The following is a 13,454-nucleotide window of genomic DNA, read 5'->3' on the forward strand; positions in this document are numbered from 1 at the left end:
GACCATGATAGCCAACAGGATGAAGGGGAACCATTGAGCCCGTTCGCGCCCTAGTCGCGAATCAGAAAATGCCGATTGGAAAGGGAGGAGTAAATCGCGTAGCATGGACATCGAACAGGGCCTCTTGCGTTTTATAATCAGTGCGTTAATGAACATTCATTATATCACGGAAGGCGGTTCTGTTCACCTTTATCTAACTGATTCACAAGAAATAAAACAAAAAAACAGGGTAACCAAATAGCGCGTTAATAAGTATAATTCATAGATAATTCATAATATTTAATGACCGACATTTTTGTTAACCATGCCGATTTTCCTCGCGGGAAAACGGTGAAACTTCAGACATTAGGTAGTGCTGCCATTTTGGTAGTGGCATGGTGGTGTTGGAAGTAAAGAGGCAACGACTATAGAGCCCCTTTTCACACCCATCCATCCGTATCTGCCGCTGCCTCAAGCCAGCTCATTACCTCCTTTTCTTGTGGGTCATTCCGCACGACAAGGCACTGATGGCGACATTCCTCCGCAATGTCTGGACGGCGGGTGTCTGGCACGCATATTTGAATCGGCCTTAACCCTGCGGCACGCAAAGCGTCCCGGTGTTTTTTAACCCGAATGTTCACATGTGCAGTGGTCACAAATCACCCTCCATTAAAATTACATGAAACGAGCTATATGACAGCGGCGTCGCGGGCAACGGCTCACTGAAAATGCCTGATAACAGAGTCCTAAGCGCGACTAGACGCTAAAAGCCCGCTTCTTTCGCACAATAACTTCCACCTTGCGCTTTTCCTTTGCTTTTGGTGCGACCTTGGCAGCTATCTTTGGTGCAGACGTGGCCGGAAGATCGAGATCCCTGGGGTACCAGAATGACGGGGTACCATTCGCAGAAGTCGTGCCAGGATCCCGTACATCCTTTGCGGATTCTTTTTGCACCGCAGGAATGAGCTCCGCAGGAGTCTCTTTGACGGGATCAGCCTTTAGATGCCCGCCAACCCCAAACTGAGGGGCTTTTAAGTTTGTTTCGCGCCTAGCCATGTGCAGCTCTGGCCCAGTCCCGATTGAATTGCGCCTGTAGCTCCGATACCGGCTTACCATTCAGTAACAGCCCCATTTCCCTGCTGACCTCTAGTGAAGTCTGGGTGAAATTCTCTGATCCCACGAAGGCCTCATTGCTGGAAATTACGGTCTTCGCGTGGATGTATATCGGCTTCACCGGCATCAGGCGCACCTGTACGCCATGCGCTCGCAGGAAGGCTACATCCCGCTTGTCTTCGGCATTGATACTGGCAGGCAGTATCACTCTGGCCAGATGCCCTTTCCGGGCGATAGCGTCCAATGTCGGGCGGTATGGCCCCATTTCCTCGCTCTCGATCTCTATCGGCCCCGGCTGGTCAATGACACCGATGATCTGCGCGGCAGACGTGCCCGGAGAAAGGACCAGAACCCGATGTGTCCAGCCAGGAGCCCGTTGATTATTCCAGTCGGCATTGAAAACAGTGTTGGCCGCCTTGACCACGGCAGGATCTTTCGTGACATACAGGTACTCCCTATTGCGATGGAATGCGCTCCAGTCGAAGTTTGCCGTACCGATCTCGCATTCATGGCCTGAACAGACGTACTTGGCATGGTAGAAAGCGTAATGATCCCCATGGCTGGTAAAGCGGTAAGGGGCCAGGTGCAGGGTGGCACCCGTCGCCTCGATCTCCCGTTCTTCCTTTTTTACCTGCCAGGGCTTCATACCGTAGGGCTTGCCCTCGATAATCACCCGCACATCCACACCGCGCTCACGGGCGGATTTCAGTGCCCGAAGAATAGGGCGATCAGAGAGATAATAAACCCCGACGCTGACCTCGCGGCGGGCAGACTGGATAAGCTGCACAATCGGTGCGGGTCCAGCATGGGGTTCAATGTAGAGTGGCATTAAAGCCCACCGTGATACTTGAAGGACATCTCGCTGCACTGTGGGCAGACAAAAACCTGCACCTTCAGCTTTTTCTCAAAGGCCTCCTCACCATCATCAGCGAGCTGGCCACCGATCATGCCCAGGGCCGCACCGCCAAGGCCTGTGAGTCCTCCCATACGGATGCCATGGGCACCCATATCCTGCATGGGTGTCTGGCAGCATGGGCAAGTGGCGGTTTGTTGTTCTGCGGGTTTTTCTCCAAATCCAAACATGATGTTGCTCCTTTTTTGGGTAAAAATAGGGCGCAGCTTGCGCTACACCGTTCTGATTGGACCCTGGCTAATCGCCAAAGTCGCGTCATTCGTCATTTGGGCTTCCAGGGGAACGCACGCTACCCCCAAGCGTAATTTTCGGTCGAGCTGGCGGGGCATAACTTCCAGGACGCATATACGGTCTAGGCTCCCCTCGGTATTCAGATCGAAACTCCGATCCTGAATTTTCTGCCTGTTCCCGCAAGCGGTAGCAAATAGGCTTTTTCCCGTGCGTGCTGATCTTCCCAGACACTTCCAGCCGGGTAAGGGCTTCGCGCACTGTCGCAGCCCGTATATGCAGCCGGTCGGCTATTTCCTGGGCACTTTGCCAGGAATCATCCAACGCGCCCTCAACCGACGCGATAATTTCTCTGCTTAACAATCATCTCTCCTATGCTTTCCAAAACCGGCACACCGGGAACCGGATCCCCGCCACCATCATGGTTTCCCCTGATTCGCACCACTCGCGGCACTCCAGCATCCACGGCTTCCCGGCAATGCGCCCACAAATCATCGGCAAAGATCTCCGGTTTCAAAATCCGAAGTGGATCGAACTTGCTGCCACCAAAGCCCACACCCATCAGCCGCACTTGCCGTAAGCCCAGCTTGTCCAAGGCTCTCTGACGTGCCTTTCGTGCTTCCACATCCACAGCGGAAATAACAAAAACCTCGTGATCAGCTTCCAGCCAGGTGTTGACGGCTTCCAGGGCATCCGGAATAACCGGGCAGTCTTCCCAGACATTAAAGCGATTGAACAGTGCCCAGCAGCGATGGTATTCCACCATGGATAAGCTATAGCGGATCATCAAATGATAGCTTTGGTTCCTTTCGACCAGTTCACGATTCAGGGTGTTTTCTGCGACCGTGTGCCAAGTCGAAAGAAAGTCGAAAAGCACCTGGTCGGCATCTATGGCTATTCTCATCTTTGCCTCCTTCTGGTGTCCATGAAAAAAACGACTTCCTGATACAGATCATGAATCAAGTCAACAGACGCCCATCCAACAAAGAAAAAGAAAGGAGAAACAAAAGCGGCGATCATCAGAATATACATAATATGGTTCAGACTGTGCGAAAAGCCGAAAATAAGCGCGAGCCCGTAAAGGATGCCGAGAGGGATAAAAGCCAATGCAATAATGGCTATGACTGCAGCAATCAGAATACCGAAGGTCACGAGGCCTGCCTTCGTTTTAATACTTTCCATGAATCACCTGCTTCTTATACCCGTCACATTCCCGAACAATCACCGGATGAAACTGGAATGGCCAGGCATGTTCAGGATGTTTTCCGCAGTCGCAAACCAGTCGGAACGGCTCTTCGATGACGCCTTTCTGCACGATGAAAGCGTAATACGCGATCATCACATCTACAGGCTGAACCTCGCGGATCTTGCATTCCAGCAGCTCAGGATCGTTGTGCTTTTTCCGCGCTCTCGCGCAATCATCACAAATCATGTCGCCTCCAAGTTCGTGTCAGTCTCCAATAGCTTTCAGTTGCTTCGCTATGGCGGGGCTGTGCATCTTCTTCAAAACATCCTTGTCCTGCCTTTCTTTATCTACCTTGGCATGGGTCTTGATGTAATAGCGTGCCTGTATCTCTCTGTAAGCAAAAATACTAATGGGCCGGTGCTTCGTTTCTATGTAGTGACGCATCATCACCTTCTCTGCAACAGGCAAGTTTCTAAGCCATGATTCAGGCACGTTATAATTCGTGCCTATCCCAGCGATAATCTCCGCTATAATAATTATTATTCCACCAACAATCCCAAGTTTATCACCAATCTTTTCGTTTTCTCTAAAGAAAAACCATCCAAGCAAAAATAGCAAAACGCCAACGCCCGCCATGGATAACAGGATTGTTGCATTAAAAAACCATAAAATATCGTCCATTTAACGCTCTCTCCGAATCCAGACCCGGAAATTGCGATACACTTGACGTACTTCCAACACTAGAACCCACACCAGTAATAAGCCTACGGCGGCGGGAATCACCAGCCAGATCCAGGCGAAAAACGAAAGGTCAGCGGGCATGGCTTTCTCGTTCCGAAATGCACGGGCAACCTATATAACTTTCGAGCAAACGAACCCGCGCCCTAAGCTGCTCGATCTCCTCTGCCGCTTCTTCCGCAATCGAGAGGTCGTCGTGCTGGTAGTTGGCCAGGGCGCGAAGCCTGTTCACGAGATCGTCAGCCATCAATATCATCCGTGACCATTCCGACAGGCCAAGCCTGCCATTCTCGGCCATTCAGCCTGCATCCAGCCTTACGCACACCCACACGGAATACCGACATACTCCTACTGCCTTGCTGGAAAGCCATTGGATCAGTGAGAGACAAGCAATCTCCGTCCTTATTCAGTACCGCTTGTGGCATGACGCAATGTTTCCCGAACGCCTCATCAACATCCCATTGGCGTTCATCGGCCTTCGCTTTCCGATTAGAGCGGTAGAGCGTTTCCATAAACTCCGGCGTCATCTGATTCACAGGAAGCCACTCACCCCATTGTTTGAAGAAAAACGGTACATGAGCCTGGGTGCATTGTTCCTGAATAGCCTCTACCCAATCCGGGTGCATTGGCCGGGCATCCGGCCCTGATTCTCCGCCTACCACGACCCAATCCAGTTTGGTGGCGTTTATCTCTCCGTATGGCCGTAAGGGTTCGTTCATGCCAACAGGCACATCCTCAAGATCTATCGGGCCAAGAAGCGGCTCGGCACTGAGCCAACGAATTGCCGCAGGTGTATTCATCAAGTAAAAAAGCCTCTCATCAGCACTCTCTTGATCCTCAGCAGATACGCCAAGCCAAACATTCGGCAATGGCCACTCCAGAATGCCAAAACAATCCGACCGGACAGCAGGCATCGCCTCATTCCCGATAATGTCCATGCGCCCCGGCGTAGTCAGATACTTAAACATCCGTTCCGGTCGCTTGGTCAGAATTTGAAAAGTATGCTGCTCGGCCAGAGCCATCACCGCAAACACCTTGTCGATAAAAGTGTCCGGCACCGATTCATGAAACAGGTCACTCATGGAATTGACAAAAATCATCCGGGGCTTTTTCCAGCGCAAGGGCTGGTCCAGACGATCTTCATGACAGGCCACGCCCGTAAACGCCCGCCCGTAGTAGTTTATGGCCTTTGGATTGGCCGAAAGCCTTGCCCATTCCCGCTCCGCATAACAATGCTTGCAGCCTTGGGAAACCTTGGAGCAGCCCGTCACCGGGTTCCAGGTGGCATTTGTCCAGGCAATGCCGGTTTTGTCAGCCATGATCTACCCCTGTTATTTCATCCCATCGGGCACACAAAAGATCAAAATAATCCGACGAAGAACAGGAACCTGAATAAAAGCCCAGTGCCCACCCATCGTTCACTTCTACCAATGCTACCTTGCCGTCATCCAGCACTCCTAAGTCTATGCTGTATCCCGCCGGAGCATCCTGATACTGCTTTGCCATTTCACTTGCCGCATAGTTCAGCATCATTTCAAAAACAGGATCTTCCGCATCATTATCGTCGTAGCGACCCGCACCCAAGATCTTGCCGTTGCAAACGTAGTACCGCCATTCCTGGGTAAATGAGACTGGATCCGCGCACCAAAGCACATCATTTGCTGGTAAGTCTTTCAGAGCGATTTCCTGCCCATCACCATCCGGCATACGAAGCCTGTAAACAGCTTTTGGCGAGCGGAAGGTTTCACAAAAACCCTACGGCTATTCGCCAAAACATTTCCTGCCGTATCCAGCCAGGCTTCCCTATGCAAGAACTCGCGCAAGCACTCTGGATAGGTCGATACATAAGACCGGTCCATTTGCTGATGAATCATAGCTGCCAGACAAAACTCCACCGAACCGACCGGCATCCATCCAGATTTCGGGAGATTCCCAATATCCTCTATGGAAGCGAGCGTAAGGCGATCCGCATGGGCGCGAACAGCCATGCCCTCGTGCAAAGATGAATTACGCTGTAAAACCACATCCCGTTTTTTGACCATCGGAATTAGCCCTCTTAATTTGTCTCGGAATCTGCCTCACCAGCTCCGTCCAGATATTCCTCTGGCGTGCCATGATCTTCCTCATGGCAATAATCCGGCGGCGGGACTTGCTCACCAGGTTCGCGCCAACAGGGTGCGCCACAAAACAGGCAGAGGTATGGTGGATTCATGTAACTCATCATTGGTATTCACAAGTTAAACGGCATATAAAACCACAGATAAAGACCAGTAAACTCAACAATCAAGAAAATAATAAATATAGTAAATGGCCAAACTGACACTTTTATGAACTCTTCACTTGTAATTGCACCGGATTGCACTGATTCAGCGTAAGCCTTTTTGTAAAAGGAATAGACCCTGTAAAACAAGACAATCATCATTGCAGAAAAGCCAATGGCAATGATTATTTTCAAATCATAGCTGGAAAAATGAGAAGATTTTTCCAAGTTTAGCAAAACGTCTGTCAATTTACTCATAAGTGTGTCTCCTTAAAAATGGTATGGATAATTCATAATGTCGCATCCATAACCGCCGTCCCATAAGCCATCATCACCCGGATCCCCCGTTCATCCACCATCGGGACCAGACGCACACCGATAACTGTCTGGGCACCCAATGTACGGGCCTTCTCTTGCAGCATATTCAGCGTATCGTCCGGCTGGTGAGAAAAGCATTCACCATAAAAGGCCCGGTTCATCACGGTAATAATTTGCATATTTAGCGATTCCTGAATGGAATCTGTTGTGGACAAGGGTATTTTCTGCGCTTCAACGGGTTCTGTTTTCATACCCATATCCCTCCTGGTTGATAGGTAGGTAGCTTTAATTTGAAACCCACACTTGGTCCATACAGCGCCTCAAACTCACCTAAAAGATTGTGAAGATTGGTGACACCCAATCCCAAATCTACATTCATGTTGTAAAATTTCACGAAGATAGGGGCGCATGATTCGCAAACAACCCAGGACGCCAGGGGAACCTCATCGCCATAGATACGTTCTTCGACCTCATTGGCGTAATCCCGCCAACGCTCTACCTGGATATATTTCGCACCGTGCCGGACCATTTCACCGCATGAACAGCATCGCTTGCCTCTATTCTTGTCATAGGGCAAAAGACGCATGTTGGCACTCCACCACCACGCCGCCCCGTCGCATTCTATGGCACAAGAAATAGTCATGGTTCTCTCCTTTTACTGATCACAAAGCCCATAAGATGAAGCGCAGGCCGGCAGATTTAGATCACCATTATCAAATAAATCCATCGTGCCATTTTCACCCTTGGCCCAAGCCACCCGCGCATGGATGTTCAGATCCGAAAAAATGGCGCGTCGGTCTTTTAGGTCGCTGGCATCACACATAAACGTCGAATATCCGCGCTTCGATGCTTGGCCAACCAAGTGTTCCCATTCAGACAGTCTTGTTATTTCTTCCGGATACCGAAACGACACCTGGGCCAAATCACTCTTGTTGCTATTGATACAGACGCACCCGACACGGCTTTGACCCTGGCTATACAATGGATTCAATGGGCAACCTTGACCGCGCACAAAATCGACGGTTTGTTGTGCGGTCCAGTCCACCAAAGGCCGACAAGCCCAAAGTTTGGGGCCGATGCGCTCCATCTTTTTGGCATAACGACGATTGGGTGATTCATCGCGGCGGATACCTTGCCAGGAAACCACATGCAAGCCTTGGTCAATGAGTTGTAGCTGATAGGCTACGGCCATATTTCTTTTCAGTTCCTCAGTGCAGAATTGTGCCTTTCTTGAAGGAAAACGGCCCTTCCACAAGCACAAATCCAAAAATGGATTACCAGTAGGATGCAGCACATTTAACGCTCGTCGTTTGGCTTTATTGGACCAGCGTACTTTTCGACCGCCACCGATTTTCCGCGTTTTCTGGACAAGCTCTTGGGTCGAAACGCCACCACGCCGAACAGTGCGATACAATACGTTCCCATGATGGTCCCGCTTTGGCACTGGATTGCCATTGGCATCAAACACCGGAGCGGTTTTGTATTCACGCCGGGTGCGTTGATCTTGGGCGACAAACCGCCGTTTAGCGATAATTTCACGACTAAAATCCGCTTTGAGTCGTGTTATCTGTATGCCCAGATGTCTTTCCAGCTCATCCAGATGTTTGTAAGTTATCGGAATTTCATTGCCGGTATCACAAAATATCGCCTGGATGCTTTCTCTGGGTACACGATCCAAAGCGATCAGCAATGTGGCCGTACTGTCTTTGCCACCAGACACACTGATTACATGAACCGTTTTCACGCTACCATCCCTAAAAAACATGCACGACAAGCTGGTACAAAAAGAACAGCTCCGCGAGCGTGCCCAAGGCCAGAATGACCAGCACATGCACGAGATCCCCGAACAGCCGGGAGAAGTCGATCTGCAGCCGGATGATCTGCATAAAATCCTCCGCTGCAGAAAAAAACAGCAAAGCGACTACCAGAATGGGGATGCCAATAACACCGAGTAACCAGATCATAAAAATCTCCTTAAACACCTATCCGGCGCGAACACCGAAGCCTTTACGCTATTCTTTCCATCCCCGTTAGATATTTTGGATGATGGCCACTCAGCCATGCTGCCGCATGATTAACGGCAGCTACGGCAGCCTCATGCACGCTGGCCATAACGCGCACCACCTTGCTGGTCCGAACCTTCGCCGTCTGCAGGGCAGAAGATCTCAGGACAAACGCAGCCCGTCGTGCAGCGACCAGTGCCAGGGCAAAAAAGCCGACCCGCGCCCGTACCTGCTCGGCCACCTCACGGCCCTCGCCCATTTCATGCAGGGCATTAAAAACGGCACGGGGCTGCTCAGTCATCGCAACACCCGCAACCACCAGCGCAAGCACCATCTGAAAAACTCGATTCATAATCATCACCGTTATAAAATCGCAAATGGAAAATCTTATCCATGTGCGTTTTCCCTTTTATAATTTGTTTATTGTTCCGCCTTCTCTTTAATGCGCTCTAATAATGCGAGCCCTTCATCCAGAATCCATCCATCGTAAAACTCTCCAAATACCGGTTCAGCGGGTTTTGCTTTGAAGGTCAACATTGGATCACTTACCCACCCATCACCAGCGATACTATATTCCTTGTAATTGACAATCGTAGAATTAACCGCACGAATTGCACTCTCTATATCATTAGCTTTAATGCAACGAGCAATCTCCCCGAAATAATGAATCGAATCAGACAGCCAAAGCACATGCTTACAATGTTCTTTCGCGCTCTCCCACCCTGAACGGTACCTGTAAGGGGTGTGCATCCGAATAGAAATGGCCACACGCGACATAAACATTACCAGATCAGCCAACTCTGGAGTGAAATCAATGCTTGCAGTCATCATTTGTTTCTCCCTCGGTCATTTCGTCGCACGCCCTTAGCCCGATAGCTCTATCAAATTCCGTCATATCACCCCAATAATTAAAACCACAATGGGGGCACCATTCATTTCCCGGAACATTCATACCAAAATTGCAACGCTGACAACCGTATCGGCTGGGTATCTTTTCCATGAAAACCTCATTTTCTCTAAAAAAGCCCGCCCAACTCGACGGGCAATACAACCGCATTCTGGGAGAGTGGCACCGCAAAACTAATGCACCGCAAAAGATCCCGGCTTCGCCTGGTCCGGAGCGCAAATCACCCGGCTCCAGATATCCCAGATGGCAGGCTTGGCACACAACAGCCGGTATCCCCGGAAATACAGTTCTTCGGGCGTTGCCCAGAAGTCCACGACAGAGCCTTGGATATGTAGTTTCACAAAACCATCCACCGATTCTGTTTTTAGAACGGGCAGGATGCTTCCTTCAGGACGGCGCACAAGGCCCGCAAACTGCTTTAGATGTGAAATCTGCATATCCAAGTCTCCCAAAAAAGCCCGTCCCGAAAGACGGGCAAATAGCCGCAAAACAACCGCTAAGAAGATGATCCCTGATGAACCGTCTGCGAAGCTGACGCAGCAGGAACAGCAGGGTGCGCTACAGGGGGCGCTGGATGGCCACCCATAAATTTGCCAATGATGAAAAACACAATGGTAAATGCCACAAATGCCGTCACCAGAATCAGGGTTAATCGCTTGCCGGATTCCTTCGGTTTCTTATGCAGATGCAGATGGTGTTCGGTGTTCTGGTCGTTGTCAGCCATGAACAGCCTCCTTGATGGTCTTGGCGGGCCTGAAGCGGACAACGCGACAGGCGGGGATGTCTATTTCTTCCCCGGTTTGTGGGTTGCGGCCCTTGCGGGCTTCCTTCATTACGACGGAAAAGGTACCCAGTCCTTGCAGCCGCAGGTCCGTGTCAACGGTTAGCGCATCGGAGATGGAGTGAACCACCGTCGCCAGGGCTTTTTCCGCCTGGGCGCGGGGCATATCCCCGTTGCGAGACATAAGATCGAGAAATTGTGCCTTGTTCAATGAAACATCCTCCTAAGATGTGTGTTATTACTACAACATATAAGAACGAAAAAAATACCAACTATGCAAAAACAAAGCATACTTATATTTTTAATACACTACAATATAAAATGCAAGCGTGAAGCGGATTTCAGTGATAGAACCCGTGGAAGGCGACGAAACCGAAGCTCACCACCATGATGAAGATCATCCCCCACTTATTCATCTGGGCGCGGGACTCTTTGCTAAGATGGATACCCAACAGGGGCAACCAGCTTTCGGCGATTTTCCAGCCATCCAGCGGCGGGATGGGGATCAGATTGAATCCGGCCAGGGCAAAGTTGGCCATGGCCATGATGCCGAAGACCTGGTGCCAGTTCGCCGGAAAGCCAAGAAACGCGGAAAAGTGATGCAGAATCAGAAACAGATACGCGGTGAACAGGGATGCGGCAGGGCCGGCTACGAATATAAGCCGCCAGTCAGACGGCGGGACATTCTCTTCAGCAAAACGTACATAGCCCCAGATAGGCAGAATGCCGACCCGCAGTACCCGTCCACGATAGAATGTCAGGGATCCTGCACGGATCTCCAGAACCGCCTCTTTCCCGCGCAGCAGCGCAATGACCAGCGCGTGCCCCAGCTCGTGCAGCAGAAACGAGATGACGAACAACCCCAGGGTGACGAACAGGGCTAGCAGGAAATAGAGGATGTGGAGTAGGGTGGCCATGAAAGTCATTCCTAATCCCCCAAAAAATCCCTTTTCAGGTATCGTGGAACACGTCTTGACGTAAGAATAGACTGCGTAATGCGGTGGAGAATATCTGCCCCAACATCCTCTCCTGTATGCCATTGTCCACTAGCGATATGGGTAGTCAGTTCGGTGTTGTTCAGAAGGCGGGCGTGTTGAAAATCGGCATAGCTGGCATGGCGTATAAAAGGATGGCTACCGGCATCTAGTGGGCACTCGTGCTGCATCCTTGGAATGGCAGAACAAATCGGAACAGCAATGAATTGCTCGGCTGTTCCGTATATCGAAAGTGTTTTCGGACCAATGATGATGACAAATAGATGCTCACCGTCAGGGCCGCTGGGTATGAAAATCGTTTTCCCCGGTCGCGGTACCCATGCACACATTAGAATCGAATCTGTGGATTCAGACTGGAGTTGGTAGATGCCATCTGCTGAATGTTGTCACAGATGATCTGGATGGCGTCAGGCTGATAACCCATGCTTTTCAGCATGATTTCCATGGAAATCGGCTTGCTGGAACCGTTCGGATCTTCCCACTCAGGGCAGTTTTCTGAACTGTGCGTGTAGTTCCTTAATTTTATGGCACTAAAATCACCAAAGGTTTCCCAAACACCTTCCAGTATTTCGACATCACTCTCGCTAATCTGCAAGAGATCATCCGTATTCCGCAGTTTGCCTTCTTTCAGGCACATATACTTGCCCGCACCCCTTTCCGCGATAAAGGAATCCCAGTATTCCCCGCCTTCGCGTTCTTCTGGAACGGAGTTAATCAGATTCAGGGTTGTGGACATTACGGGTCCATGCGGAAGTGAATAAAGGCTATCGCCTACCATCGGAGCGCCGTAGATCCTGTAAGATTCCCTTTCGGCAAGGTACATCAACTTCATCAGCTTCAGAATGCTGATGTTTGCTCCCCTGGCTTGGGCCTTCAGAAGAAAAAAGGCAGCGACTTCTGTAGCCTTTTTTTCATCAAAAGGGAACGAAAGCGGTTTGGATGATTCCCTGCTTTCCGAGATTGCCTGATTCTGATCGTGCTTACCCATGTAGTTATCCTATACGAAAAATCCGGTGGGTGCGATGCGAGATGCAATCCACTTAACACTTTCCCCGCAAGGTCTGCCCGGCCCGCCAGGTCACTACCCGCCTGGCGATAATCTCAGACGGTTCTCCCGTTTTTGGGTTCCTTCCCGGTCGGGAAGTTTTTTCACGAATGGAAAAATTGCCGAATCCGGAGAGTTTCACTTCCTCGCCGGATGCCAGTGTGGAGCGGATCGTATCGAAAAAGGCTTCCACCAGGCGTTTGGTGTCTCGAACCGTGAGCCCGGTAACGTAGGCTACTTCTGTGGCTATTTCGAGTTTGGTAACGGTCATCCTTGGGCCTGCAATTTCTGGTTGGTATCCGCGAGTATTTTGGCGATGACTGCGCTCTGGCTCGATAGGTACACGTTGTCTGCTTTAGATGCAGATCCGTCGAAAGTGAACATCATGTGATCACTACCGGTTATCTGTTTCCTGACCGAGATCGGATAACCCTCTGAAAGAACGGTTTTGCCTGGTGATGAGGTGACGGTAACTACGTCATCCATGTGACCGATGACGTGATAGTATTTTGGCGAAAAGAAGCCATAAATGGGGATCACTCCCATGGCTAAACTATGTCCCAAATCGTAGTCGAGGAGGAACATATAGCGATGCCCCTTAGCAGGAACCATGTTGGTGTGAATGATGATGTCTGCGGGTGGTTCAGCTACCATTTTCGCCCCTTCTGCAGTGAGGGCTTCCGAGAGCAGCTTGTTATAATTTTTAATAGATTGCTTTGAATCCAACGTGGTGTTGCGACATGCTCTGGTAAGATATGTTAAACATTTGGGGTCATTAAACTTGTCGCCGGTTGTCGTCGTAACCAAAGCCACGGTTTTATCAGCCAGAGGCGAATTCTGGACGGCAGGCCCGGTGTAAGCAACCTTGGGCATAGGTACTGTTGTGGCGCATCCGGAAAGTAGGGCGACGGCAGCGGAGAATGCGGCGAGGCGAAGCGTTTTTGTGTGGTGCATTAAATCTTCCTTCTTTAATCAGATTTGTATGTAT

General features: G+C 50.4%; 27 protein-coding genes. All 27 read right to left on the reverse strand.

What is annotated here, in order from left to right:
* Positions 1-419 precede the first annotated feature (419 nt).
* The gene (locus tag H7F11_RS13020; protein ID WP_193650530.1) at positions 420-635 is read right to left on the reverse strand and encodes an antitoxin MazE family protein; all 216 of its coding nucleotides are present in this window, start codon (positions 633-635) and stop codon (positions 420-422) included.
* Between the two features lie 100 nt (positions 636-735).
* Positions 736-1,035, reverse strand: coding sequence for a hypothetical protein (locus H7F11_RS13025; RefSeq protein ID WP_193650529.1), 300 nt, complete (start codon positions 1,033-1,035; stop codon positions 736-738).
* On the reverse strand, positions 1,028-1,921 hold the full coding sequence (locus H7F11_RS13030) for a phospholipase D-like domain-containing protein (protein WP_193650528.1): 894 nt from the start codon (positions 1,919-1,921) through the stop codon (positions 1,028-1,030). Before H7F11_RS13030 ends, H7F11_RS13025 begins: the two co-directional genes overlap by 8 nt.
* Positions 1,921-2,175: a hypothetical protein gene (locus tag H7F11_RS13035; RefSeq protein WP_065974010.1), complete on the reverse strand. Its 255-nt coding sequence runs from the start codon at positions 2,173-2,175 to the stop codon at positions 1,921-1,923. The genes H7F11_RS13030 and H7F11_RS13035 overlap by 1 nt, the downstream gene beginning before the upstream one ends.
* A gap of 389 nt (positions 2,176-2,564) precedes the next feature.
* Positions 2,565-3,137 carry a hypothetical protein gene (locus H7F11_RS13045; RefSeq protein WP_193650526.1) on the reverse strand — a complete coding sequence of 191 codons (573 nt, stop codon included), beginning with the start codon at positions 3,135-3,137 and terminating at the stop codon, positions 2,565-2,567.
* Complete coding sequence (locus H7F11_RS13050) at positions 3,134-3,415, reverse strand: hypothetical protein (protein WP_193650525.1); 282 nt, start codon at positions 3,413-3,415, stop codon at positions 3,134-3,136. Before H7F11_RS13050 ends, H7F11_RS13045 begins: the two co-directional genes overlap by 4 nt.
* Complete coding sequence (locus H7F11_RS13055) at positions 3,402-3,665, reverse strand: hypothetical protein (RefSeq protein ID WP_193650524.1); 264 nt, start codon at positions 3,663-3,665, stop codon at positions 3,402-3,404. Before H7F11_RS13055 ends, H7F11_RS13050 begins: the two co-directional genes overlap by 14 nt.
* A gap of 18 nt (positions 3,666-3,683) precedes the next feature.
* Positions 3,684-4,100 carry a hypothetical protein gene (locus H7F11_RS13060; RefSeq protein ID WP_193650523.1) on the reverse strand — a complete coding sequence of 139 codons (417 nt, stop codon included), beginning with the start codon at positions 4,098-4,100 and terminating at the stop codon, positions 3,684-3,686.
* On the reverse strand, positions 4,101-4,241 hold the full coding sequence (locus H7F11_RS13065; protein ID WP_193650522.1) for a hypothetical protein: 141 nt from the start codon (positions 4,239-4,241) through the stop codon (positions 4,101-4,103).
* Positions 4,231-4,404 carry a hypothetical protein gene (locus H7F11_RS13070; protein ID WP_193650521.1) on the reverse strand — a complete coding sequence of 58 codons (174 nt, stop codon included), beginning with the start codon at positions 4,402-4,404 and terminating at the stop codon, positions 4,231-4,233. The genes H7F11_RS13065 and H7F11_RS13070 overlap by 11 nt, the downstream gene beginning before the upstream one ends.
* A complete protein-coding gene (locus H7F11_RS13075; RefSeq protein WP_193650520.1) occupies positions 4,397-5,476 on the reverse strand; it encodes a DUF5131 family protein in 1,080 nt (359 codons plus the stop codon). Before H7F11_RS13075 ends, H7F11_RS13070 begins: the two co-directional genes overlap by 8 nt.
* Entirely contained in the window at positions 5,469-5,864 is a 396-nt protein-coding gene (locus H7F11_RS16995; RefSeq protein ID WP_193650519.1) for an ATP-grasp domain-containing protein, read from the reverse strand. Before H7F11_RS16995 ends, H7F11_RS13075 begins: the two co-directional genes overlap by 8 nt.
* A complete protein-coding gene (locus H7F11_RS17000; protein WP_193650518.1) occupies positions 5,831-6,199 on the reverse strand; it encodes an ATP-grasp domain-containing protein in 369 nt (122 codons plus the stop codon). The genes H7F11_RS16995 and H7F11_RS17000 overlap by 34 nt, the downstream gene beginning before the upstream one ends.
* Before the next feature lie 188 nt (positions 6,200-6,387).
* Positions 6,388-6,675, reverse strand: coding sequence for a hypothetical protein (locus H7F11_RS13090; RefSeq protein ID WP_193650517.1), 288 nt, complete (start codon positions 6,673-6,675; stop codon positions 6,388-6,390).
* A 32-nt stretch (positions 6,676-6,707) separates the two neighbouring features.
* Positions 6,708-6,986 (reverse strand): heavy metal-binding domain-containing protein, encoded by a 279-nt coding sequence (locus tag H7F11_RS13095; RefSeq protein ID WP_193650516.1) that lies wholly within the window; start codon positions 6,984-6,986, stop codon positions 6,708-6,710.
* Positions 6,983-7,378, reverse strand: coding sequence for a hypothetical protein (locus tag H7F11_RS13100; RefSeq protein ID WP_193650515.1), 396 nt, complete (start codon positions 7,376-7,378; stop codon positions 6,983-6,985). The genes H7F11_RS13095 and H7F11_RS13100 overlap by 4 nt, the downstream gene beginning before the upstream one ends.
* A 12-nt stretch (positions 7,379-7,390) precedes the next feature.
* Positions 7,391-8,500 (reverse strand): phosphoadenosine phosphosulfate reductase family protein, encoded by a 1,110-nt coding sequence (locus tag H7F11_RS13105; protein ID WP_227485495.1) that lies wholly within the window; start codon positions 8,498-8,500, stop codon positions 7,391-7,393.
* Positions 8,490-8,699: a hypothetical protein gene (locus tag H7F11_RS13110; protein WP_142088176.1), complete on the reverse strand. Its 210-nt coding sequence runs from the start codon at positions 8,697-8,699 to the stop codon at positions 8,490-8,492. The genes H7F11_RS13105 and H7F11_RS13110 overlap by 11 nt, the downstream gene beginning before the upstream one ends.
* Before the next feature lie 43 nt (positions 8,700-8,742).
* Complete coding sequence (locus tag H7F11_RS13115; RefSeq protein WP_193650514.1) at positions 8,743-9,090, reverse strand: hypothetical protein; 348 nt, start codon at positions 9,088-9,090, stop codon at positions 8,743-8,745.
* Positions 9,091-9,158: 68 nt separating this feature from the next.
* The gene (locus H7F11_RS13120) at positions 9,159-9,569 is read right to left on the reverse strand and encodes a hypothetical protein (RefSeq protein WP_193650513.1); all 411 of its coding nucleotides are present in this window, start codon (positions 9,567-9,569) and stop codon (positions 9,159-9,161) included.
* Between the two features lie 249 nt (positions 9,570-9,818).
* Positions 9,819-10,082, reverse strand: coding sequence for a hypothetical protein (locus H7F11_RS13125; RefSeq protein WP_193650512.1), 264 nt, complete (start codon positions 10,080-10,082; stop codon positions 9,819-9,821).
* Between the two features lie 59 nt (positions 10,083-10,141).
* Positions 10,142-10,369, reverse strand: a complete 228-nt coding sequence (locus H7F11_RS13130) for a hypothetical protein (protein WP_193650511.1) — start codon at positions 10,367-10,369, stop codon at positions 10,142-10,144.
* Entirely contained in the window at positions 10,362-10,637 is a 276-nt protein-coding gene (locus tag H7F11_RS13135) for an HU family DNA-binding protein (RefSeq protein ID WP_193650510.1), read from the reverse strand. Before H7F11_RS13135 ends, H7F11_RS13130 begins: the two co-directional genes overlap by 8 nt.
* A 130-nt stretch (positions 10,638-10,767) precedes the next feature.
* A complete protein-coding gene (locus H7F11_RS13140; RefSeq protein ID WP_193650509.1) occupies positions 10,768-11,343 on the reverse strand; it encodes a metalloprotease in 576 nt (191 codons plus the stop codon).
* A gap of 406 nt (positions 11,344-11,749) precedes the next feature.
* Positions 11,750-12,409, reverse strand: coding sequence for a Panacea domain-containing protein (locus H7F11_RS13145; protein ID WP_193650508.1), 660 nt, complete (start codon positions 12,407-12,409; stop codon positions 11,750-11,752).
* Positions 12,410-12,461: 52 nt separating this feature from the next.
* Positions 12,462-12,737, reverse strand: a complete 276-nt coding sequence (locus tag H7F11_RS13150; RefSeq protein ID WP_193650507.1) for an integration host factor subunit alpha — start codon at positions 12,735-12,737, stop codon at positions 12,462-12,464.
* A complete protein-coding gene (locus H7F11_RS13155) occupies positions 12,734-13,420 on the reverse strand; it encodes a hypothetical protein (protein WP_193650506.1) in 687 nt (228 codons plus the stop codon). Before H7F11_RS13155 ends, H7F11_RS13150 begins: the two co-directional genes overlap by 4 nt.
* Positions 13,421-13,454 lie beyond the last annotated feature (34 nt).

The sequence above is a fragment of the Acidithiobacillus sp. HP-2 genome, assembly GCF_015100155.1.
Classification (GTDB): Bacteria; Pseudomonadota; Gammaproteobacteria; order Acidithiobacillales; family Acidithiobacillaceae; genus Acidithiobacillus.